This window comes from Candidatus Caldatribacterium sp. SIUC1 (genome assembly GCF_051549785.1).
In the GTDB taxonomy this organism is placed as follows: domain Bacteria; phylum Atribacterota; class Atribacteria; order Atribacterales; family Caldatribacteriaceae; genus Caldatribacterium.
Genome location: NZ_CP189974.1, coordinates 1,327,950 through 1,350,018 on the forward strand (window position 1 = coordinate 1,327,950; position 22,069 = coordinate 1,350,018).

Below are 22,069 nucleotides of genomic sequence, written 5' to 3' on the forward strand. Positions count from 1 at the left end.
ATGCTTTCCCAGAGTTTCATCCGGCGGGCCGCGTTTTTGAGTTCTCTGCTCTTTTTCCTCCTGGGCGGAGTGGTTTTCCGCCTCTTCTATCTCCAGATTCTCAACCACCACCTGTACCGTGAGGAGGTCCTTCGTCGTTTCACCCTTGATGAACTCCTTGCCCTCCGGGGAGAAATTTTTGACCGGAACGGTGAGGTGCTGGCCAAGGATGTTGAGGTGCTGACGGTGTATGCCTGTCCCCGCGCTGTTCCCGACCCCTCTCAAGCCGCAGCCCGGCTGGCACCCCTCCTTGCGGAAGACGAAGAAAGACTGCGCGAGCGGCTATCTGCTCATGCCTCGTTCGTCGTTCTCCGGGCAGGAGTCCCGTCATCGGTAGGGAACGCACTGAGAGAGGCTCGGGTGGACGGAGTGTACTGGGTTCGGGAAACCCGGCGCTTCTACCCTAAAGCACCCCTTTTGAGCGCCGTGCTTGGGTTTGTGGGAAAAGACCGCAAGGGCCTGGAAGGCCTGGAGTACGTGTTCGACAACCTCCTTCGGGGGAAAGACGGGTACGTGACTTTTGAGCGCGATGCTCTGGGGCAGGAAATCCCTACGACGGTTACCCTGCATCCCCCTGAAAAGGGGAAGAATCTGCATCTCACCATTGATGCCACAATACAGTTCTTCGTCGAAGAGGCACTCGATCGGGCAATGGAAAGGACGAAGGCCAAGCGAGGGGTCATCATCGTGAACGATCCAAAGACTGGGGACATCCTTGCGCTGGCTTCCCGTCCGAGCTTTGACAATCGTCGTTTCCAGGAATTTCCCCCTGAAGCCTGGAGGAACTACGCCGTCAGCATGGTGATTGAGCCCGGTTCGACGGTGAAGCCCCTGGTGCTTGCAGCCGCCCTTGAGGAGAACGTAGTCACTCTGGGGGACACCTTTTATTGCTCCGGGGCAACGCGTGTACACAATCACCGGATACGGTGCATCAAGGCTCATGGTCAAGAAAAACTTGAAGACGTGTTGATAAATTCCTGTAACGTTGGTATTATCTCCGTAGCCCAGAGGCTGGGGAAAGAAAAACTCTACAGGTATCTCAGGGGTTTCGGTTTGGGAGAACGAACGGGTGTTCCTTTCCCGGGAGAAGAAGAGGGCCTTTTGCGTCAGCCAGAGAAATGGTCTTTGCTTTCCATCGGTGCCATACCTATAGGACAGGAGATGATGGTCACACCCCTGCAGCTTCTTGTGGCTCTTTCGAGCCTTGCCAATGGGGGAATGCTCATGCGACCGCGCCTTGTGCAGAGGGTAACGGATGCACTGGGCAATACCCTTGAAGCATTCCCTCCTTCCCCGGTTCGAAGGGTTGTGTCGGAGAAAACGGCACGTCTTGTGCTCTCCATGATGGAGAAAGTGGTGACTGAGGGAACAGGGAAGAAGGCACAGGTTGTGGGGTACCGCATTGCGGGAAAGACCGGAACAGGACAGAAAGCCGGTCAGGGTGGGCGGTACGTTCCGGGGGTATACTATTCCTCTTTCGTAGGGTTTTTCCCCCTTCCTGACCCTCGCTTCGGAGTACTCGTGGTCCTTGATGAACCCCAGGGAGAGTACTACGGTGGAGATATTGCAGCGCCGGTCTTCCAGGAAGTGGCGGAGCGCATTCTCCGGTATCGAGGGGTTATTCCTGAGCGGGCGGAGGTCGAAGCGTTTTGAGGGTTCGAGAGTTCCTCTCAAGTTTCTCTTACGTGAAGGCCCGCATTAGGGATTGGGAAGAGGAAATCGTGGGCATAGCGCAGAATTCAAAAGACGTCCGTCCGGGATACGCCTTTTTTGCTCTTGTGGGAAGTTCCTGTGATGGGCATGCTTTTCTCCGGGAGGCCGTTGGTCGAGGGGCCCGACTCCTTGTAGGGGAAAGGGAAGAGCCTTTCCTTACCCTGGGGGAAGACATCTCCTGGGTCTGTGTGGAACAGAGCCGGAAGGCCCTGGCCCTGGCTTCTCACGCCTTCTTCGGCTTCCCCTCCCAGAGAATGCATGTCGTTGGAGTTACGGGGACGAACGGGAAGACCACGACTTGCTTCCTGATCCAGAGTATTCTCGAAAAAGGCGGGATGCCCTGCGGCCTTCTGACCACGGCCCGGAACATTGTCGGTCCTTTTGAGTGGGAACCCCCTAATACCACCATGGAGTCCCTTTTTCTTGCCCAGTCGCTCCGGAAGATGGAAACCCTGGGGATTCGCCACGCGGTTCTTGAGGTTTCTTCTCATGGCCTTGCGCTGGGGAGAGTGGAGGGTATCCTTTTTGATGCCGCTGTCTTCACCAACATCGTTCCGGAGCATCTTGAGTTCCACAGGACCTTTGAGCACTACTGGCAGAGCAAAAAAAGGCTTGCAGAAATGGTGGAGGAGAATCTCTCCAAGCCCTTCCCGAGGGTCGTCGTTGCCAACGGGGAAGATGAGCACATTCTTGCCATAGTTCGTCCTTTAGGGGTTCCCTTTTTGCGTTTTGGCTTCCTTAAGGGGCTCGAGATCCAGGCAGTTCGTGTACAGTGGGATCACGCTTCTTCCACCTTTCAGGCACTGACGCCCTGGGGACATTTTGAGGTTTTCCTTCCTCTTCCAGGCAAGCATAACGTGTATAACGCTCTTGGGGCGCTTGCTGTGGGTCTTGCCTTTGGGGTCTGTCAGGAAGCGGTTCAGGAGGGTCTTCGTCATCCCCGAAGGGTTCCGGGGAGGTGGGAGGTCATCGAGGCTCCCCAGGGTTTCAGAGTTATCGTCGACTTTGCCCATAACTGGCATGGTCTGGAGCATGCTCTTAGGACGGCAAAAGCCCTGAAGCCCCGCCGTCTCATCACCGTCTTTGGGTGTGGTGGGGAACGGGACAGGAGCAAGCGTCCTCAGATGGGAAGGGTGGTGGCGGCTTTAAGCGATATCTGCATAGTGACCACAGATAACCCCCGGGGAGAAGACCCCCTGCAGACTGCACAGGACGCGGTCCAGGGGATTGAGGAAATAGCCAGGGAAAAGCCTGTTGAGTGGTTTGTGGTACTCGATCGAGTTGAGGCTATTCGTCTTGCCCTTTCCCTTGCCCGGGAAGGAGATGTGGTGTTCCTCGCTGGCAAGGGACCCGAGCGTTTCCAGGTGTACGCTACGAGGAGCATTCCTCACAACGATTACGAGGTAACCTGGCGGCTGCTCTTTTCGGAGGGAGGGCGTGATGCGGTTCACCCTTGAGGAAATCAGAGGGGTTACCCAGGCAGAGGTTCTTAGAGTCCTGGCTACGAGTTTCGAGGGGGTGGCGATTGACTCTCGAAAGTGTCAAAAAGAACAGCTTTTTGTGGCCCTTCGGGGAAGGAGGGTCGATGGCCATGCTTTCATTGGTGATGCCCTTAAGCGGGGAGCTTCAGGAGTTCTGGCGGAGCGGTGGGAAGAGGCTGCTGAGACAACGGTTTTTGTGGTTCCCAGTACAGAAGAAGCGCTTCTTGCCCTTGGAAAGCATGCCTCCTCTCGCCTGAGGGGAGTGAAGATTGGTATCACCGGGACAGCGGGGAAAACCACCTGCAAGCATCTTTTTGCTCACTGTCTCGGTCAGAGGTTTTCCGTGGCCCTGACGCCCCAGAGCTTCAACACCGTGGTGGGAGTGTCTTCGAGTTTTGCAAACTTTGATGAGCATGCAGCCTTTGTTGTTGTTGAGGCGGGCATAAGCGAGAAGGGCGAGATGGAGGTTCTCTCAGGGCTCATTCGCCCTGAGGTGGTGGCCTTTACCGCCTTTGGCGAAGGTCACCTTGAAGGTTTGGGATCGGTCTTAGAGGTTGTCGAGGAAAAGCTGAAGCTTCTGGGAGAGAAGACGCGGAGGGTGTATCTCAATGTGGACCGGGGGATTCCTGAGGAGCGCAGGGTGAGAGACCTTGTCCCTCAGGCGGAGGTTTTCTCCTTTGGAGCAAGTCAGAGAGCTCGTCTTCGCCTGACCTCTTTTGAGCTGGATGTTTCCCGCTTGCTCTCGAAGTTCACTGTGGCGTGGGAGGGAACAAATCTTTCCTTCGAAGCCCCGATTCTTGCTTTTGAGGTGGCTGTAACGAGTCTTCCTGCCATTCATTTCGCCCTCGAGGCAGGTGTGCCCCTTGAGGAACTTCAGGAAAGTTTGAGGGCTTTTCGAGAGCTCCCCGGGAGGGGAGGGTTCTTCCGGTGGGGGAGTGGTGTGGTGATCGATGATACCTACAACGCCAATCCCCTCTCGATGCGGAAGGCAGTGAATCTCCTTTCGCGATTTGCTCAGGGGGGGTATTCGACGTATCTCGTTTTGGGAGATATGCTGGAGCTTGGGGATTTCGCCGGGGAAGCCCACCGGGAAGTTCTTGAGCGCCTTCAGGCCTCACCGATCAGGCAGGCCCTGCTTTTTGGCCCTCGCTTTGTGGACATTGCCCGGAGGGAATTTGCCCGCGAGGTCGAACGGGGAAGGTTCGTGATCCTCGCTTCTTTTGAAGAAGGCAGGACCTTTCTCAGGTCTTTAGCGACTTCCCGGGAGGGATGGGTGGTTCTCCTCAAAGGTTCCCGGGATATGGAGCTTGAGGCGATGATGCCGGATGAGTGGAGGAGTGGTTTTGGTGATTGACCCTGTCGTGTGTGGAGGGTTGAGAATCGCTTGCTCCTGGCTTCTGGGGATGGTCCTTTTTCCTTTATTCATCCGCTGGCAGCGGCGGAAATCCCTCGGCCAGAAGATTAAAAAAGAGGGGCCGGCAATCCACCTCCACAAGGAGAACACGCCGAGTATGGGTGGGGTCATTGTGGTCCTTGTGGCCTTCCTTGTGGCTTTTCTCTGGTCTCCGGTACCGGATTTCTTCCCCTATATTCCTCTGCTCTCTGGTTTTTTCCTCCTTGGGTTCCTTGACGATTACTGGAAGAGCGTTCTTGGACACCCCTGGGGCTGGAAGGCCCGATATCGCTTCATCCTTGAAGTGCTTCTTGCCTGCGGGGTGGTGTGGTGGGGAAGGGCTTCCTTTCCTCCTGCCTTGGCTGTTCCTTTCACGAGTAAGGTGATTGCTCTCACGCCGACCTCTTTTTTCCTCTACGGTGTACTGCTCATTGTGGCGTCCTGTAACGCCTTTAACATTGCTGACGGGCTGGACGGTCTTGCGGCAGGTTGCGGTATTCTCACACTTCTTTTCTGGGGGGTTCTTCTTGAGCTTTTGCACCGGTCCTCCTTTGCTGCGCTTGCCTTTGCTTTTGCAGGTGGACTTTTTGCCTTTCTCTGGTTTAATTGCTGGCCAGCTGAAATCTTCCTGGGGGACTCAGGGTCTTTGCCCATCGGGGCCCTCATAGGGATTCTGGCGCTGGCCTCCGGACATTCGCTGCTCCTTGTCTTTTCCGGAATCGTTTTTGTCATAGACACGCTCTCGGTCATTCTTCAGGTCCTGAGCTTCCGGGTTTTTGGGAAAAGAATTTTTCTTATGAGTCCTCTCCACCATCATTTTGAGCTACGGGGAGAGAAGGAAATGCGGGTTACCGTTCGTCTGTGGATAGTCCAGGCGCTGGGGGTTCTTCTCGCCTCCGTCGGTTTTTGGAGGTGAGTTCGATGCGCTGCATCATTGGTCTTGGGAAGACCGGGCTTGCGGTGGTTCGTTTCCTTCTCAACCAGGGAGAGAGAGTCTTTGTGTTTGACGATAGGCTCAAGGAAAAGGATTTTCCTGACTGGCTTTCCAGAAACCCTCTGGTAACTCCTATTACCCTCCAGGAAATCGAGAAAATCCTCCCCCTGGTAGAGGAATGCGTGGTGAGTCCTGGTGTCCACCCTAATCACCCTGTGGTTTGTCGCTTTGAGGAGCGGGGGATTCCAGTCATCAGCGAGATCGAGCTTGCTTTCAGGTATATCTCCTTCCCTCTTGTGGGGATCACCGGTTCCTGTGGCAAGAGCACTACTGTCTCCCTCGTTGGGGAGATCCTTCGAAGAGCCGGGTGGGATGTCTTTGTGGGGGGGAATTTCGGAACCCCTCTCATTGAGAGCGTTCTTCTCCCAAAACCCCCGGCGATTGGGGTTGTGGAGCTCAGCAGTTTCCAGCTTGAGCGGGTGTACACTGCTCGCTTCTCCATCGCGGGGATTCTCAACCTCTATCCAAATCACCTTGACTACCACCCCAGCATGGAGGCGTATTTCCAGGCAAAGGGTCGTATATTCCTCAACCAGCGTCCCCAGGACTGGGCGCTTTTTCCGTTATCCCGCCCCCTGTGGCAGGCACGGTGGTGTCGCGTGGCAAGGGGCCGGGTGATCCCGCTTGGGGTTGGGGTTCGTCTCTTTGAGGGTCTGTACGCTTTGGAGGATGTGGTCTTTGAGGGTGGAGTACCTCCCCAGAAAATCCTTTCTCTTGAAGGGTGTTCTCTTCCTGGACGTCACAATCGAGAGAACATCCTCATGGCGGTGGCGGTAGCGAGGATCCTGGGAGTGGAGCCGGAAACCATTGAGGGAGTATTGCGGTCCTTCCGGGGCTTGCCCCACCGTCTTGAGTGGGTTGGTGAATGGAATGGCGTTGCCTACTACAATGACTCGAAGTCCACAACACCTTCCTCGACGCGGGTTGCCATTGAGGCGCTTCCGGGTCCCTTAATCGTTATCCTGGGGGGGAAGGCAAAGCTTGCCGACTTCAGCGAGCTCACCGGGGTCCTTGCTCTGGAAAAGGTCAGATGTGTTGTGGTGTATGGGGCTTCCCGGAAGACCATCGAGGCCTTCTTACCACCCAGGGTGCGGTCGTTTTCTGTGGAGTCCCTTGAAGAAGCGGTAAAGATTGCCTGCCGGGAGGCAAAACCGGGCGATACCGTGCTGCTTTCTCCGGCTTGTACGAGCTGGGATGCCTATGAGAACTTTGAAGTTCGAGGGGAACATTTCAAAGCCCTTGTCTGTGCTCTGGGGAAAGGTCCATTTCCAGAGCCTTCTTGAGGCGTATGAGGCGCGGCTCCGGAAAGTACAGTGGTGGTGGGAAGTCGATCCGGTGCTTTTCTGGGCCGTTCTCATCCTTTCTCTTTTTGGATCCCTCATGGTGTTCAGTGCCAGCATGACCACTGCGCTCTATGCCTATGGGGACGTCTTCTTCTTTCTCAAGCGTCATCTCCTTGCCCTTGGCCTTGGGGTGTTGGGGTGTTTTGGGACGACTTTTCTTTCTCTGGAGCGCCTCCGGAAGATGAGCAAAAAGCTCCTCCTTTTCGTCCTCCTGCTTCTTTTTCTCGTCTTTGTTCCTGGGATTGGACGGGCTGGGGGCGGGGCCTATCGCTGGGTTGACCTTGGACCGCTGAATTTTCAACCTTCGGAGCTTGCAAAGTTCGCCATTATCCTCTACATGGCAGATGCGCTTGTGACCTACAGGGAACGGGTGCGGGACTTCTGGAGGGGTGTAGTGCCTTTCCTCATCCTCGTCGGGATGATGTGTCTTCTCGTGCTTCTTGAACCAGACCTCGGCACAGCTTTATTCCTTCTTTTTCTGGCTCTGGTTATGATTTTCCTCGGTGGAGGGAACGTCGCCCACCTCCTCCTTGTTGCTGCCGTGCTTGCTCCCCTGGGGCTTTTCCTCCTCCTCTTTGGGAAGGATTACTGGATGGACCGCATTGTAGCCTTCTTCAACCCCTGGAGTGACCCCCGGGGGAAGGGATTCCATATTCTCCAGTCCCTTGTTGCTCTGGGGTCTGGGGGACTGTGGGGAAGGGGATTGGGGGAGAGTCGCCAGAAGTTTTTCTTTCTGCCCGACCGGCACACCGACTTTATTTACGCTATCATTGGAGAAGAGCTTGGTTTCGTGGGAACAGCGCTCGTGGCGGTTCTCTTTGGTATTATCCTCTGGCGAGGGTGGCGTATTGCTCTGCAGAGCGACGATGAGTTCGAAGCGCTTCTCAGCATGGGGATTGTGGCGAGCATTCTCTTCCAGGCGCTGATTAACATGGGAGCAGTGCTCAAGTTTCTCCCGGTGACAGGCATTACCTTGCCCCTTGTGAGTTATGGGAGCTCTTCGCTTTTTGTGACACTTGGAGAAATTGGGATCCTCTTCAACGTTGCTCGAAGGAGAAAGCGGAAGGTGGAGTAGGTGAGGGTTTTCATCGCTGCAGGAGGGACGGGAGGTCATGTTTTCCCGTCTCTTTGCGTGGCGAAAAAGCTCAGGGAGCTTGGGGACCATGAGGTATTCTTCCTCGGTACTCGGAGGGGTCTTGAGGCCAGGGTTATTGCTTCCTGTGGTTTTCCGGTTCTCTACGTTTCGGCGCGGGGGTGGGACAGGCGCATTGGGTTGCACATGTTCCGGATGCTTGGGGAGAACTTCCTCGGGTTCTGTGCCATGGGCTGGTATTTTCTCCGGTACCGTCCACAGGCGTTCTTTGCCATGGGGAGCTATCTCTCTCTTCTGGGAGGGCTTTGGGCAAAAATTCTTCGTGTTCCTATTTACCTTCACGAGCAGAATGTCTATCCTGGTCTTGCCAATCGTGTTGTTGCTCGATGGGCAAGGAAGGTTTTCCTTTCCTTTGAGGAAACAAAGGAATACTTAAGGACTCGGGGGAGGGTCGAGGTGACGGGGAATCCCCTCCGGGAGGAAGTCATGGCCTGGGAAGGGAGAAAAGAGGAGGCCTGTGCTCTTCTTGGTCTTTCCAGATCAAAAAAAACTCTTCTTGTTGCTGGAGGAAGCCGGGGTTCGAGTTTCCTAAATCGAGTCTTTCTTGAGGCCCTTGACTTTCTCCCCAGGGAGACGATCCAGGTGGTCCATATCGCCGGAGCAGAAGACTTTGCCTCGATTGCAGAATACGCTGAAAAGCAACCCTTCCCCTATCGTGTGTTTCCGTTTTTGGATTCCATGGGAATGGCCTATGCTGCCGCGGATGTCGCTCTTTGCCGGGCCGGGGCCAACACTGTCACGGAACTCTTTTTCTTTGGTATCCCCAGTATCCTCGTGCCTTACCGGGAAGCGACAGAAAATCACCAGTGGTATAATGCCCAGTGGCTCGCCAAACAGGGCCTTGCCGTGGTCTTTTCCGAAGAAGAACTCCAGGCACCCCTTTTGGCGCGGGAGTTCTTGCGATTACTCAACAGGCCCTCGGGTTTTCCAGAAAGTGAAAGTCACCGTATGCAATTTCGAAACAGTGCTGCCTGTATTGCTCGGGAAATCCTCGACCTGCCAGGGGAGGAAGGATGTTGAGCGGGGTTTTTTCTGAAAGCTGGAGCGTTCTCCCCCGCCGGCTGCACTTTATCGGCATTGGGGGGACAGGCATGAGCGGGCTTGCCCTTCTGGCCCACGAGCGGGGACACATCGTCAGTGGGTCAGACCTTGTGGAGAACGAAGCTGTGCGTCGCCTCCGAGCTCGAGGGGTACGGGTGTTCGTTGGCCATCGCCCGGAACAGATTGAGGGTGTGGAGGCGGTGGTGGTGTCTTCAGCCATTCCTCCTTCGAACGAGGAGCTCGTGGCGGCCCGGGAAAAGGGGCTTCTGGTGCTCCACCGGGGGGATGTGCTGGCTCTCCTTTTCAACCCGAAAAAGGGTATTGCTGTGGCCGGAACCCACGGAAAGACAACCACAACGTCTATGATTTCCCTTCTCCTCGAGGTTGCAGGTTTCAGCCCCACCGTCCTTGTGGGGGGAGAGCTTGAGGACATTGGGGGAAACGCGAAATCGGGACGGGGAGAGTTCTTCGTTGCCGAGACTGATGAAAGCGATGGATCCTTTCTCAAGCTCCACCCTTTCTGTGCGGTGGTGACGAACATCGAGGATGACCATGTGGAGTTCTACGGGAGCATGGAGGAGGAAAAGAAGGCTTTTGCCCGTTTTCTGGGGAACGTGAAGGAGGACGGGTTCCGGGTGGTCTGTGGAGACCATCCCGGTGTCCGGGATGTTCTTGGGACACAGAGCTTTCCTTCCCTGATCACCTATGGCGTGGAAAACCCTGGAGTGCAGTATCGGGGGAACGTCATTGCCAGGGGGGAGGAAGGATCCTCTTTCGAGGTTTTTCGTCACAACCGGCGTGTAGCCGTTTTCTCGCTCCGTGTTCCTGGAAGCCACAACGTGAGTAACGCCCTGGCCTGTATTGCTGTGGGGATGGAACTCGGAATCGAGGTAAAGGTTATTGCCGGGTCTTTGGAGACTTTCCGGGGGGTCAAACGGAGGTTCGAGCGCCTGGGGACGGTGAACGGTGCCCTGGTGGTGGATGACTACGCCCACCACCCTACGGAAATCAGGACGGTTCTCCAGACGGCCCGGGAACAAACCCCGGGGAGGATTGTGGCGGTTTTTCAGCCTCACCGGTATACCCGGACGAAGAGGCTGTATCGAGAGATGGCGGGGGCCCTGGAGCTTGCGGATTACGTGGTGCTTCTTCCGATTTACTCTGCGGGAGAACCGGCCATCCCGGGGGTTTCGACGGAGCTCATCGCTCGAGTACTTGTGGACTCGGGTTTCCCTCACGTTCATCTTGCTTCGACCTTTGAAGAAGCTGCGGCAGTGTGCCTCCAGATGGCTCAGGAGGGTGACACAATCCTCACCATAGGCGCGGGAGACGTATGGAAGGTTGGAACAATGCTCACAGCATAGAAGAGAGAGTGGAGAAGCTATTGCGTTCTTTTTCTGGAATCCGGTGGTTAAAAAACCCCGAGATGTGGACGCTGACGACCTGGCGTATTGGAGGAAAAGCCCTTGCCCTTGTTGAGGCCGGGAGTGAAGAAGAGCTCACCACGGTCCTCAATCACTGTGACCGGCTCGAGATTCCCTGGCGGATTCTGGGAAGAGGATCGAACATCCTGGTGAGTGATCGGGGTTTTCGGGGGGTTGTGGTCCGCCTTGGAGGCCGCCTTGCCGAGTGTTCGCTTCTTTCTGGAGGACAGGTGGAGGCGGGTGGAGGAGTGATTCTGGGCCGTTTGGTGCAGTTTGCCATGGAGCACGGTCTTGGGGGCTGTGAGTTCCTTGCGGGAATTCCGGGGACTGTTGGGGGTGCGGTGGTCCTCAATGCGGGATGTTTTGGCAAAGAGGTGGGGGAGCTCGTTGAGCGAGTGCTCGTGCGAGAGAGGAACGGGGAAATGCGCTGGTGGGGGAGAAACGAACTTTCCTTTTCCTATAGGGGGTCGAATCTCAGAGGGGGGTTCATGGTCGTCGTCAAGGTGGTGTTCCAGCTGTTTCCGGAGGAGAGAAAACAGGCCGAGGAAAAGGTCCGATATTTCTCCCTTCTGCGGAAGAACTCCCAGCCTCTTGAGTTGCCCTCGGCAGGGAGTGTTTTCCGCAATCCCCCGGGGGAGTACGCTGCCCGTCTCATTGAGCAGGCTGGTTGCAAAGGGCTTCGCCTTGGCCAGGCCCAGGTGTCTCCAAAGCACTCGAATTTCATCGTGAACCTTGGGGGAGCTCGAGCCTGGCAGGTTGAGTACCTCATGGAGTGGGTTCGGAGAGAAGTCTATCGCCGAACAGGAATATGGCTTGAGAACGAGGTGGAGCTCTGGCGATGACCAGAAGAACCCTTGCCTTCTTTGAAATCTTTTTTTTTACCTCCTTGTGGGCTGCATCTCCTTCGGAGTTTTTGCCCTTCTTTTCAGAAGCGCTCTTTTCCGCGTGAATGTTGTGGAGATTGTGGGGTGCCAGTTCCTTAAGGAGGAAAGCGTTCGGAAACTCCTCCAGGTTGAAGAGGGGAGGACGAACATCTTTGCCATCCGATCCTGGGAAATCGAGCGGCGGTTGCAGCGGATTCCCCAGATTCGGTGGGTTCGAGTGGAGAAGGTTTTCCCCCACACGCTTCGAGTGATTATTGAGGAGCGCAGGCCTGAAATCCTGGTCGAGGGGAAGGGAACGACCTTTTGCATCGATCGGGAAGGGGTCAAGGTACCCTGTGTGGGCGTTGCTGAGAACGAGCTCATACGGGTGGTGCTTCGTTCCCAGGAGGGGGGACTGCTCTCTGAGGTCCTGGACCTTGTCGAAGTGTGGCAGAGGGAATTCGATGTGGCGCTTCGTGAAATTGAGGCGGTGAATGAGAGGCTGTTTATTTTGAGGCTCCAAAATGGTATAGTTATAAAATGCGAGGGAGCCTCGAACGTCCGGAAAAAAGCCGTACTCCTCCGGTCTTACTTGCGGGACGTGCGGGTAAAGTCCCTGAAGGTCCGGGGGTTTGATCTCCGTCCAGGGGAGGACATGGTGATTGCGCCGGGTGAAGGTGAGGGCTTTTGAAGGCTTGGTCAAAGACTCAAGGAAGCTCTCTTACCGTGGGGGCTGTGGATGTCGGCACGAGCAAGATTTGTACACTCATTGGGAGAAGGCGAGGCTCTGCTCTTGAGATTCTGGGAGTCGGTTTGAGCAGCTCTCAGGGAATCCGAAAGGGTCGCATTGTCGATATCGGGAAAGTGGCACGGGCCCTCCGGGACTCGTTCTTTGCAGCCCTGGAAGTTGCCCAGGTTCCCCCTGATGTTGTCTACGCCGGTATAGCCGGTGATTGTGTGGTTTCTCTGAATCTCGAAGGGGAGCTCTTCTTGGGGCGAGGAGGACGGGAAATTACTGAAAGGGATACAGAGAACGTCATTGAAAGCACCAAGGCCAAGGTTGACCTGAAAGCGCAAAAGGTCCTGCATCTCCTCCCGCAGGAGTTCATTGTGGACGACCAGAAGGGCGTTGCTGATCCTGTGGGCATGGTGGCGACACAACTTCGGGTGCGTACCCACCTCGTTCTTGCTCAGGAAAACCACTTCCACAACTTTATGAAAAGCTTTCAGCAGGCGGGCATTGATGTGGTGAGGATTGCTTTCCAGCCCCTTGCATCTGCCCTGGCTGTGCTCTCCTCTACCGAGAAGGAAATCGGTGTTGCCCTGGTGGACATTGGAGGTGGAACGACGGACGTCACGGTGTTCTACGGGGGGAGCCCGCGCTTCTCCAAGGTACTCCCTGTTGGGGGAGAACACATTACCTCTGACCTTGCTGTCGGTCTGCGCACATCGCGGGATGAGGCAGAGCGGGTAAAGGTCCATTATGGCTGTGCTTTCAGCCGGCATATTCCCGATGACGAGGTTGTGGAAGTGCGGGACCTTGGAGGGACAGCGCTCCAGGCGGTGCGCCGGAAGTATGCCTGTGAGATCATCGAGGCAAGAGTCCGGGAGATTTTTGCCCTTCTTGCCCAGGAGCTTCGCTCGTCAGGATGGGGGAAATTCCTTCAGGGGGGTATAGTGCTCACCGGAGGTACAGCGCTCCTTGATGGTATTGCGGAATTCGCTTCGTCCTTTTTGAAAGTTCCCGTTCGGTTGGGGTATCCCGAAAGCACGAATTACGTTGGTATGGTACAGACAATCACCAGCCCAATGTTTTCCACTGCTTGTGGACTCCTACAGCTTGCTGTTCTTGAGACCGTGCAGAAGAGGCGATCAAACCTTTTTGAGGGTTTGCATCGCGCGAGGTTCTGGTTTGTGGAACGTCTCAGAGACTACTTCATGATGGAGTGAGGAATGGACGGAGGTTGGGGAGAATGGCGTCACGGCGGAGTCAACCGACCAATGGAGAGGTGAGGATAGAGGTCATCGGTGTCGGTGGAGGCGGCGGAAACGCGGTAAACCGGATGGTTGAGGCCGGGCTCAAAGGCGTGACTTTTGTGGCTGTGAATACCGATGTTCAGGTTCTGCGCCGTTCTCTAGCGGATGTGAAGCTCCAGATTGGAGCGAAGCTCACCCGGGGGCTTGGAGCTGGAGCCAATCCTGAAATCGGACGGAAGGCCGCAGAGGAAGACCGGGACAAAATTTTTGAAGTTCTCGAAGGGGCCGACATGGTTTTTATCACCGCAGGCATGGGAGGAGGGACAGGTACAGGAGGTGCGCCGGTTGTTGCGAGAATCGCCAAAGAACTGGGCATTCTCACCGTTGCTGTGGTGACGAAACCCTTCTCTTTCGAGGGTCCGAAGAGGATGCGTCAGGCCGAGGAGGGTATTGCTCTCCTGCGGCAGAATGTCGATGCCCTTATTGTCGTTCCCAATGATCGGTTGCTCCAGGTTGTGGACGGCTCGGTCTCCCTTAAGGAGGCGTTCCGCATTGTGGATAATGTTCTGCTCCAGGGTGTGAAGGGCATTGCTGACCTCATCACGGTTCCGGGAATCATCAACCTGGACTTCGCCGACGTGCGGGCAATTCTCGAAAACGCTGGGATGTCCCTCATGGGAGTGGGAAGGGCGTCGGGAGAACACAAAGCGAAAGAGGCCGCCCGCATGGCCGTGGAAAGTCCCCTTCTTGAGATTCCCTTCCGTGGGGCCAGGGGCGTTCTTTTCAATGTGACGGGGGGAGCGAATCTCACGCTTTGGGAAGTGAGCCAGGTCGCTGAAGTCGTAAGCAGCGCTGCTTCGGAAGGGGCGAATATTATCTTTGGTGCGGTTATCGATGACCACCTCAAGGATGAACTCGAAATCACAGTTATCGCCACGGGATTTGACCATGCCCAGGAGATGGGAGAAACCCAGGCCCCGGAGTTCTCCGAGGCATTTCCTCCTGAGGACCTTGATGCACCAGCTTTTCTCCGTAAAACCAGAAAGCCGTAGGGTTGCTGTGGTGAATGAGCAGGGCCTTCTCCTTCCACAAAGCGGGCAGTATGGTCTTGCCCTTTGTTTTCCTGGGGCTTACAGTCTCGGAATGGCGCACCTTGGTTTCCAGTCGCTTTTTCGTATCCTTTCTGAGGCTTCAGGGTGGTGGGGGGATCGGTTCTTCAGTGACACCGGTTCCCGGTCCCTTATTGCGCATTTGCCCCTGAGGGCGTTTCATCTTGCTGCTTTTTCCCTTTCCTTTGAGCTTGACGTTTTCCCCTTCCTTCTCATGCTGCAGCAGGCGCACATTCCCCTCTTTGTTGAAGAGCGACAGGAGGAAGACCCCCTTGTCCTTGTCGGTGGTCCACTGGTCATGCTGAATCCAGAGATCGTGGCTCCCTTTGTGGATGTTGCAGTTATTGGGGAGGCAGAAGTCACTCTTCCTCAGATTCTCACGGTATGGGCTTTTTGGAAAGCAAAGGGAGCAACTCGAAAGGAAGTGAAGCTTGCCTTAAGCCGCATTCCTGGAGTTTATGTTCCAGAGTTCTACACCCCTGTGTATGAGCGGAGTGTCCTTCGGACCCTCGAGATATCCCATGGAGCGCCTTTCCCTGTGTACCGTCAGTGGGCGAGCCTTGAGGATTTCGAAACACGGACCTTTATTTACACCCCCTTCGCGCATTTCCGAAACACAGCTCTTGTGGAGCTCAACAGGGGTTGCCGATACCGTTGCCGTTTCTGTGCCGGGAGCTGCATTTATGCACCCTTCCGCCAGAGGTCTTTGGAGCTTGTCCTCAACATGATTCGTAAGGTCCTAGAGTGGCAACCGGAGAAAGTCGGATTCGTGGGTTCCGATGTTCTGGGGTACCCTGCTTTCCCTGAGGTGGTGCATTTCCTTCGGAGCTCGGGGAAAAAGCTCACGCTTTCGTCCCTTGTGGGAAAGGACCTTTACGGGCGAAGCGACCTTCTGGAACTCCTTCGCAGAGGAGGGCTTGAGACCATTACCCTCGCTCCAGAGACCGGAGACGTTTCATTCCGACTTTTTCTGGGAAAGGGGCTCTCCAACGATGATTGGCTGGAACTGATTCTCGAATGCCTCAGGGTAGGCTTTGCCAGGGTGAAGCTCTATTTTATGCTTGGGAAGCCTGATGCAGCATCCATTGAGGCCGATCTCGAATTTCTGGCCCGTCTCGTTCGCCTTGCCCCTTCTCCTTCTCGGCTCTGGGTTTCCTACAGTTTCCTCGTGCCCAAGCCCCACACGTTTTTGGAGGATTGCAAGGCCGAGTCCTTTGGACGCTGGAAAAAGGAAAAGGAGATTTTCGAACGCGGGCTCCGAAAAATGCGGATTGCTTTTTCTGGGGAAAGCCCTCGCAGGGCATGGGTGGAGCTCATCCTCGCCCGGGGGGATCGAGCTCTTGCAAGGTACCTTCCTGAACTCCTTGAAGGAGAACGATTCCTTTCCCTTCCCTCCTGGCGGAGAATCCTTTCTGCCTTGGGGCGGGATGAACATGAGTGGCCGAGGCTTCCCTGGAAAGAGGGGTTGAAGCCCTGGAGCGTTGTGCGTCTCTGGGCACTCGGGAATGGAGAGGGACGGTCACATGAAGGACTCTGTGAGCCGGAACATCGAACGGGTGCGGGAAACCATTGTTGCCGCCTGTGAGAGGGTTGGGAGAAACCCTCAGGAAGTGAAAATTGTCGCCGTAACCAAAGGTGTGGATACAGAGCGCATGGCAGAAGCCCTGGCATGCGGGATACGCGTTTTCGGCGAGAACCGCGTCCAGGAGGCAATGAAGAAAATGCCCGTTTTTGCAGGGATGGATGTGGAGTGGCATTTTATTGGTCGTATGCAGCGGAATAAGATTAAAAAGATTCTCGAGCACTTCCATTGCGTCCATTCGCTGGACCGGGAGGATTTCGGAAGGGAAATGAGTCATCGCCTGAGAAGCGCTGGAAGGGGTGGATATCCAGTGCTTCTTGAGGTGAACCTTACAGGAAAGGAGACCCAGGGGGGAGTGCGGGAAGAAGAACTCCCTGAACTTGTGAGGAGAGTTGCCGCTCTGTCGGAACTGCGCATTGTGGGACTGATGACCATCGGACCCCTGGGAGAGAGTGAGGAGGGTATCCGTCGGGTGTTCCGACGTCTCCGGGAACTTAAGGACATGGTGAACGCCCTGAATATCCCCGGAGTCTCCCTGACGGAACTCTCCATGGGGATGAGTGACGATTACCATCTGGCCATCCTCGAAGGAGCAACGATGGTTCGTCTGGGAAGGGCAATTTTCGGTGAGAGGAGGACATGAATGGGGGAGAACATTCTCTTTCTTGGATGTGGCAACATGGGGAGTGCTCTTGTTCGAGGTCTTGTTCGAGACAGGTGGCATACGAAATACCGTTTTCTCCTCTTTGATCGTGTGCTGGAGCGAGCTCAGGACCTTGCGGCCTCCTGCGGTGTTGAGTGGGTGGAACACCCTCTCCTCTATCCCCCAAAGTTCGTCTTCTTTGCGGTGAAGCCCAAAGATGTTCCTGAAGCAGCCCGACTTCTCTCCTCATGGCAGGAAGGAGTTCTGGTATCGGTTGTTGCTGGAGTTCCTCTTAAGGATTTGCGGGAGCACTTTGCGCCCTCTGTGGGCGTTGTCCGGGTCATGCCGAATCTCTGTGTGGAGGTGGGAGAAGGGGTTGTTCCCGTCGTCTTTTCTCCCGAGATTCCTGAGCCATATCGGGAGGAACTTCTCTTCCTCTTTGCTTCACTGGGGTGGGTTTTTGAAACAGGCGAAGAAGAGATAGACCTTCTCACCGCTTTGAGCGGGAGCGGCCCTGGTATTGTGGCGCTCTTTGTTGAAGGGTTGATGGACGGAGGGGTACAGGCTGGTCTTCCCTGGGAAAAGAGTCTGCGTCTTGTCACGCAGGTGGTTCTCGGGACGGCACTCCTTCTCAAGGAAAAGGGTTTTCACCCTGGGGTTTTGAAGAATCTCGTGGCGTCTCCTGGGGGAACGACGATAGCCAGCCTCTCCGTTCTTGAACGGGCAGGTTTTCGCGGGATTCTTATGGAGGGCGTAAAGGCGGCGTATCAGAGGGCTCAGGAGCTTTCCTTGGGGTGAGGTGAGAGCATTGGCGCTGCGACCTGAGGATATTACGGAAGTGGAGTTCAGCCGGTCTTTCCGAGGATACAACGAGGAGGAAGTCCGGGAGTTTCTGGAAGAGGTGGCGACACAGGTTGCTCTCCTTCTCGAAGAGAGGGAAAAGGTGCTTCAAGAGAACCGCGAACTTCGTCGAAAACTTTCCGAACAGGAGGAGTACCTGCGGAAAATGCAGCTTCAGCTCGAGGAATGGAAAAAGCAGGTTGAGGTGGAAAAAGAACTGGCCAGGCGTGAGTCACAGATGATTGTCAAGGAGGCTCAGCTCCGGGCGCAGAAGATTGTCGACGAAGCCCTGGAACGAAAACGGGAAATCGAGGCCGCATACCGGGGCCTCTTTGAGAAGTACCGTCTTTTCCAGATTCGCTTTAAGTCCCTCCTGCAGACCTTTATCGAGAGTATTGAGAAGGAAGGCCTAAGCGAGGAATTCCGGGAGGAAAAGAGGGAAGAGCCTCAGGAAAAAGACGAAGCAACTGAGGTGGTTCGTTTCTCCCTAAAGGATTTGCACGATGAGGGAAGGATGAGCAAGTAGGACAGTGGGAAAGATAGTGTTCTTTCTTCTCTGGTTCTTAGGAGTACTCTGCGATCAGATAACGAAGTGGTGGGCTGAAGAGCGCCTTCAAGAGGCGATCGTTCCAGTCATTTCCCGGGTCCTTGAGCTGCGTCTTCGAAAGAATTTTGCCAGTGCCTTTGGGCTGCAGTTCTTGGACCGTCCCCAGCACGTTGTGGTGACGGTGGGTGTTACGGTTTTCCTGCTCCTTGCCCTTTTTTCTGGAAGGCATTCCCGTTCGTTGCCGTTCTTCCTCGGGGGGTCTCTGTACCTCGCGGGGGCTTGGGGGAACCTCATCGATCGTCTGTGGCGCGGGTATGTTGTGGATTTCATCGAACCATCTTTCTGGGCGACGTTCAACGTGGCTGACATCTTGATTGTCGCTGGTGTTATAGGGATTGTCTGGGGTTTTCTCCGTCGTGAGGAAAGAAAAGATTCTGGTTTATGAAGGCTTCAAGCGAGTTGATGTGTGGCTTCGAGAGCACTTTCCCCACCTCTCCCGGGCCTTTCTTGCCCGCATGGTGAAAGAGGGGCACGTTTCCTGTAACAGAATCCCCCTGAGAAAACCCAGCACCCTGGTGCGTCCCGGAGACCTTCTGGAAATCACCTGGCCCCAAGGGGGTGAGCTTCTCGTCCTTCCCGAAGAACTCCCCCTCGACCTCCTTTACGAGGACGATCATATCCTCGTGCTCAATAAAAGACCCGGGATAACCGTGCATCCGGCCTCCCCTTTCCAGCGGGGAACTTTGGTGAACGCTCTGGTGTACCTTCGCGTGCCTCTTGCTCGATATGGTGCCCCACTGCGTCCGGGTATCGTGCATCGTCTGGATAAGGATACTTCAGGAGTCATGGTAGTGGCAAAATCGGACCTGGCCTATGTGGAGCTTGTGCGGGCCTTTAAAAACCGGGAAGTCGAAAAAACGTACCTCGCCATTGTGGAAGGGGAGTTCAGAGAGGGATGCACCGTTCACCTTCCCATCAGGCGAGATACGCGAAACCCGCTGCGAATGGCCGTGCAGAGTGGGGGAAAGAGTGCCATAACCCGTGTTATCCCCCTGGTCTCGGGAGGAGGTTTTTCTCTCCTTCTTGTACAGCCCAGAACCGGTAGAACTCATCAAATCCGGGTACATCTCAGCGCCCTGGGTACTCCTATCGCTGGGGATGTGCTGTATGGGAGTCAGCGCTCAGGAGGGTTTTTTACTCGCCCTGCACTTCACGCCTTTACCCTTGCTTTCCGGCATCCTGTCTCAGGCAGGCGGATGGTGTTTGCTGCCGCTCTTCCCGAAGATATGAGAGGTTTTCTGAACTCCTATTTCCGATTGCTCAGAGTCTCGTGAGCTCCTGGGGACAGGAAGGGGCAACAAGGAGGGTTTCTTCCCGCTCGTAGAGGATTTTCCCTCCGGCCTTTTCCGGAAGGGCTCGAAGGTATCTCACCTGGGTACAGGCCACCTCAACCTTCCCCTCGAGTTTCCCCGCCGAGAAGTGTGCAGCCACCTGAGCTGCCCTGGGGATATCCTCGTGGAGCGTCTCGGGATGGAAAACCTTGAGGATGACGTGGGCTCCCGGCAGGTCCCGAACGTGGAACCAGTAATCGTTCCGCGATGCCATGCGCACAAGGAGGCGGTTTGCCCACGCATTTTTCCCCACCCATATTTCGTTTCCCGAGGGTGTGCGGAAACGGATGATACCGGTGGCAACCTTCTGGGGTTCCTTTGGTTGCGTGGTACCTTCGGAAGCCTGGGGGTTTTCAAGGAGAGCGAGTATTCTCTCTTTTCTTGCCTCAAGCTCTTGCCGTTTCTTCTGAAGTCTTGCCAACCGCTCCCGCATTTTTCGATATCTTTTAAAGTACTCCTGCATGTTCTCCCCAGGGGAAAGGGCAGGAGAAAGGGCAATGAAGACCTCGGCCGGGGAGAGGGCGAAGGGGTTTCGAACTCGTATACCCTCACTGGTCCTCTCAAGGACCTCAAGGTGCGGCAGGATCTTGAGGAGTTCGCCCTTGAGGCGGAGGAGCTCGATGTCCTCTTCTCTGGGGAGGAGAGTGTCGATTTTCTGGACTTCCCTGGTGATGAACTCCAGATCCTCCCGGAGTTTTTTTTCCCGCTGTCTTCTTGCCGTCTCCTCTAAAATATACTCCCGGAAGGTGAAAAGCAGAAAGGCAGTAGCCTCGTTGAGGGAGGAGAAGGAGTACACGTGGGGGGAGGAAAGGAAAGAGGTGTTTTCCCAGAAGACGCCCAGGGGTCGACCCTCTTCGGAGAGGAAGACCAGAAAAGTCCCCGTTTCTTCCTCAAGGGGTTTGAGGACTCGCCTCAAGGCCTCTTGAAACCCGCCTTCTAAGCGTTCAGAGAGCTCAGCTACCACGCTGGAGAGAAAGGGGCCAAAACCGTCGAGGTTGTGCAAGCACCAGTGAGCGATGTCGTCCACTTTGGGAAAAGAGGGGTTTCTGGCGAACTCAAGGGGGTCGAGTTTGTTCTGTCTTGGGGGAGGGGTGTAGGGGATTCCGGGGAGAATACTCCGCCAGCGGTTTTCTTCAGGTGTTACCTGCCTGAGGGCTCCGAGGATCGTCCTTTCCGGGTCGTTCCGGGTAAGGATAAGGTTGGCATTCCGACCAGTGAGCTCGAGGAGAAGGACGAATTCAGTTTCCTTCTCCCACAAGGTGGGGTTGTAAACGAGCACCTCCACCACCCGATCCCATCCTGCCTGGGCGAAGGAGAAGATTTTCCCTCCTACGAGGTACTTGTGGAGGAGCTTCTGCCAGGCAGTCTTTGGGGGTTCCCCTTTTTCGGGGGAGGGACAGAGAGCAAAGACGCTGAGCTCTGGATGGGCACTTACAAGGAGCCCTCGCAACCCCCAGGATGTGGCAAGGTCGATGCTGATTTCCCAGTCGCTGAGGAAGGTTACCCTCTGGATTTTCCCTCCAATTGTGGTGGCTTTGACCTCCTGAACGAGTCTCCGCAGGGCAAGACCTTCTAAGGTCCTCATGGTTTCTCATTGACAGAGCATTGTGGTTTCCCATAATATAGTGGCAAGTTGTCTTTTTGTAAAGGAGTTTCCCCATGCGCAGCATGACAGGGTTCGGATATGCTGAAGGAGAAGGTGTTCTGGGTGTCTACCGGGTGTACGTGAAGAGCGTGAACCACCGGTTTCTCGAGGTAGCCCTGCGGCTCCCCAAAGAGCTTGCGCTCTGGGAAGAAAAAATCAGCACCTTTGTTCGGCAGCATGTATCCCGGGGGAAAGTCGAGCTCCGGGTTGATTTTGAGCCTCGTGATGAGGCTTCGATGGTCGAGGTCAACATTCCTCTGGCACAGGCTTACCTTACGGCGCTTCGAAAACTCTCAGAGACTCTGGCCCTGCCTTTTGAGCCCAAAGTGGAATGGTTTCTTGAGTTTGGGGACCTTATGGAGCTCAGGCAGGATGCAGAAATTTGGGTTGAGGAGTGGCATCGCTTTCTCCCCACACTTGAAAAGGCTTTGCAGGCCTTTCTGGCACACCGAAGACGGGAAGGCGAGAAACTCCGCGAAGATCTCGAGCGGCGGCTTGCCGAGGCGGAGGAAAAAGTCCTTGCCATTGAGGATAGGTCGAACGCGGTTCGGGATTACTACTACGAGAAGCTCCTCAGACGGGTTCAGGAGGTCGTTCCCCAGGAGAAAGTGGACCAGCAGCTTTTGCTCCAGGAAGTTCTTTTCTACGTCACAAGAAGCGATATCCACGAGGAGATCGTTCGGTTGAAAGCCCATATGGAAAGGGCAAAGGGCCTCCTCCAGCAGGACAAGCCTCTGGGAAGGGAGCTTGAGTTCCTTCTCCAGGAAATGCATCGTGAGATCAACACCATAGGCTCGAAGTCTCCCTGTGCGGAGATTTCTTCTCTTGTGGTGGATGTCAAGACGATTCTTGAGCGCATGTGGGAACAAGTCCACAACGTGGAGTAGGTGC

General features: G+C 55.4%; 20 protein-coding genes. 19 read left to right on the plus strand and 1 reads right to left on the minus strand.

What is annotated here, in order from left to right; all coding sequences use genetic code 11:
- From ACP6EK_RS06960 to ACP6EK_RS07045, 18 genes are all read left to right on the plus strand, one after another.
- A complete protein-coding gene (locus ACP6EK_RS06960; RefSeq protein ID WP_438314545.1) occupies positions 1-1,692 on the plus strand; it encodes a peptidoglycan D,D-transpeptidase FtsI family protein in 1,692 nt (563 codons plus the stop codon).
- The gene (locus ACP6EK_RS06965; protein ID WP_438314548.1) at positions 1,689-3,209 is read left to right on the plus strand and encodes a UDP-N-acetylmuramoyl-L-alanyl-D-glutamate--2,6-diaminopimelate ligase; all 1,521 of its coding nucleotides are present in this window, start codon (positions 1,689-1,691) and stop codon (positions 3,207-3,209) included. The genes ACP6EK_RS06960 and ACP6EK_RS06965 overlap by 4 nt, the downstream gene beginning before the upstream one ends.
- On the plus strand, positions 3,193-4,587 hold the full coding sequence (locus ACP6EK_RS06970) for a UDP-N-acetylmuramoyl-tripeptide--D-alanyl-D-alanine ligase (protein WP_438318937.1): 1,395 nt from the start codon (positions 3,193-3,195) through the stop codon (positions 4,585-4,587). The genes ACP6EK_RS06965 and ACP6EK_RS06970 overlap by 17 nt, the downstream gene beginning before the upstream one ends.
- On the plus strand, positions 4,580-5,542 hold the full coding sequence (gene mraY, locus ACP6EK_RS06975) for a phospho-N-acetylmuramoyl-pentapeptide-transferase (RefSeq protein WP_438314551.1): 963 nt from the start codon (positions 4,580-4,582) through the stop codon (positions 5,540-5,542). The genes ACP6EK_RS06970 and mraY overlap by 8 nt, the downstream gene beginning before the upstream one ends.
- A gap of 5 nt (positions 5,543-5,547) precedes the next feature.
- Entirely contained in the window at positions 5,548-6,903 is a 1,356-nt protein-coding gene (gene murD / locus ACP6EK_RS06980; protein WP_438314554.1) for a UDP-N-acetylmuramoyl-L-alanine--D-glutamate ligase, read from the plus strand.
- A complete protein-coding gene (gene ftsW / locus ACP6EK_RS06985; RefSeq protein ID WP_438318939.1) occupies positions 6,866-8,038 on the plus strand; it encodes a putative lipid II flippase FtsW in 1,173 nt (390 codons plus the stop codon). The genes murD and ftsW overlap by 38 nt, the downstream gene beginning before the upstream one ends.
- Positions 8,039-9,136 (plus strand): undecaprenyldiphospho-muramoylpentapeptide beta-N-acetylglucosaminyltransferase, encoded by a 1,098-nt coding sequence (gene murG, locus ACP6EK_RS06990; RefSeq protein WP_438314557.1) that lies wholly within the window; start codon positions 8,039-8,041, stop codon positions 9,134-9,136. It begins immediately after the preceding gene.
- The gene (murC, locus tag ACP6EK_RS06995; protein ID WP_438314560.1) at positions 9,130-10,521 is read left to right on the plus strand and encodes a UDP-N-acetylmuramate--L-alanine ligase; all 1,392 of its coding nucleotides are present in this window, start codon (positions 9,130-9,132) and stop codon (positions 10,519-10,521) included. The genes murG and murC overlap by 7 nt, the downstream gene beginning before the upstream one ends.
- An 8-nt stretch (positions 10,522-10,529) precedes the next feature.
- The gene (murB, locus tag ACP6EK_RS07000) at positions 10,530-11,423 is read left to right on the plus strand and encodes a UDP-N-acetylmuramate dehydrogenase (protein ID WP_438314563.1); all 894 of its coding nucleotides are present in this window, start codon (positions 10,530-10,532) and stop codon (positions 11,421-11,423) included.
- 103 nt (positions 11,424-11,526) lie between these two features.
- Positions 11,527-12,135 (plus strand): cell division protein FtsQ/DivIB, encoded by a 609-nt coding sequence (locus ACP6EK_RS07005; protein WP_438314566.1) that lies wholly within the window; start codon positions 11,527-11,529, stop codon positions 12,133-12,135.
- 44 nt (positions 12,136-12,179) lie between these two features.
- Positions 12,180-13,394 (plus strand): cell division protein FtsA, encoded by a 1,215-nt coding sequence (gene ftsA / locus ACP6EK_RS07010; RefSeq protein ID WP_438318942.1) that lies wholly within the window; start codon positions 12,180-12,182, stop codon positions 13,392-13,394.
- A 23-nt stretch (positions 13,395-13,417) separates the two neighbouring features.
- The gene (gene ftsZ, locus ACP6EK_RS07015; RefSeq protein ID WP_438314569.1) at positions 13,418-14,473 is read left to right on the plus strand and encodes a cell division protein FtsZ; all 1,056 of its coding nucleotides are present in this window, start codon (positions 13,418-13,420) and stop codon (positions 14,471-14,473) included.
- Positions 14,474-14,564: 91 nt separating this feature from the next.
- Positions 14,565-16,115: a radical SAM protein gene (locus ACP6EK_RS07020; protein ID WP_438314572.1), complete on the plus strand. Its 1,551-nt coding sequence runs from the start codon at positions 14,565-14,567 to the stop codon at positions 16,113-16,115.
- Complete coding sequence (locus tag ACP6EK_RS07025) at positions 16,054-16,755, plus strand: YggS family pyridoxal phosphate-dependent enzyme (RefSeq protein ID WP_438314575.1); 702 nt, start codon at positions 16,054-16,056, stop codon at positions 16,753-16,755. The genes ACP6EK_RS07020 and ACP6EK_RS07025 overlap by 62 nt, the downstream gene beginning before the upstream one ends.
- Positions 16,756-17,553, plus strand: a complete 798-nt coding sequence (gene proC, locus ACP6EK_RS07030) for a pyrroline-5-carboxylate reductase (protein WP_438314578.1) — start codon at positions 16,756-16,758, stop codon at positions 17,551-17,553.
- A 1-nt stretch (position 17,554) separates the two neighbouring features.
- Positions 17,555-18,121, plus strand: a complete 567-nt coding sequence (locus tag ACP6EK_RS07035) for a DivIVA domain-containing protein (RefSeq protein WP_438314581.1) — start codon at positions 17,555-17,557, stop codon at positions 18,119-18,121.
- 16 nt (positions 18,122-18,137) lie between these two features.
- Positions 18,138-18,587 carry a signal peptidase II gene (locus ACP6EK_RS07040; protein ID WP_438314583.1) on the plus strand — a complete coding sequence of 150 codons (450 nt, stop codon included), beginning with the start codon at positions 18,138-18,140 and terminating at the stop codon, positions 18,585-18,587.
- Entirely contained in the window at positions 18,559-19,476 is a 918-nt protein-coding gene (locus ACP6EK_RS07045) for an RluA family pseudouridine synthase (RefSeq protein WP_438314586.1), read from the plus strand. Before ACP6EK_RS07040 ends, ACP6EK_RS07045 begins: the two co-directional genes overlap by 29 nt.
- Here ACP6EK_RS07045 and ACP6EK_RS07050 read toward each other — a convergent pair.
- Positions 19,463-21,118: an Rqc2 family fibronectin-binding protein gene (locus ACP6EK_RS07050; protein ID WP_438314589.1), complete on the minus strand. Its 1,656-nt coding sequence runs from the start codon at positions 21,116-21,118 to the stop codon at positions 19,463-19,465. The two genes, ACP6EK_RS07045 and ACP6EK_RS07050, sit on opposite strands and share 14 nt — an antisense overlap.
- Positions 21,119-21,192: 74 nt before the next feature.
- Between ACP6EK_RS07050 and ACP6EK_RS07055 the strand changes: the two genes are divergently transcribed.
- The gene (locus ACP6EK_RS07055) at positions 21,193-22,065 is read left to right on the plus strand and encodes a YicC/YloC family endoribonuclease (RefSeq protein WP_438314592.1); all 873 of its coding nucleotides are present in this window, start codon (positions 21,193-21,195) and stop codon (positions 22,063-22,065) included.
- Positions 22,066-22,069 lie beyond the last annotated feature (4 nt).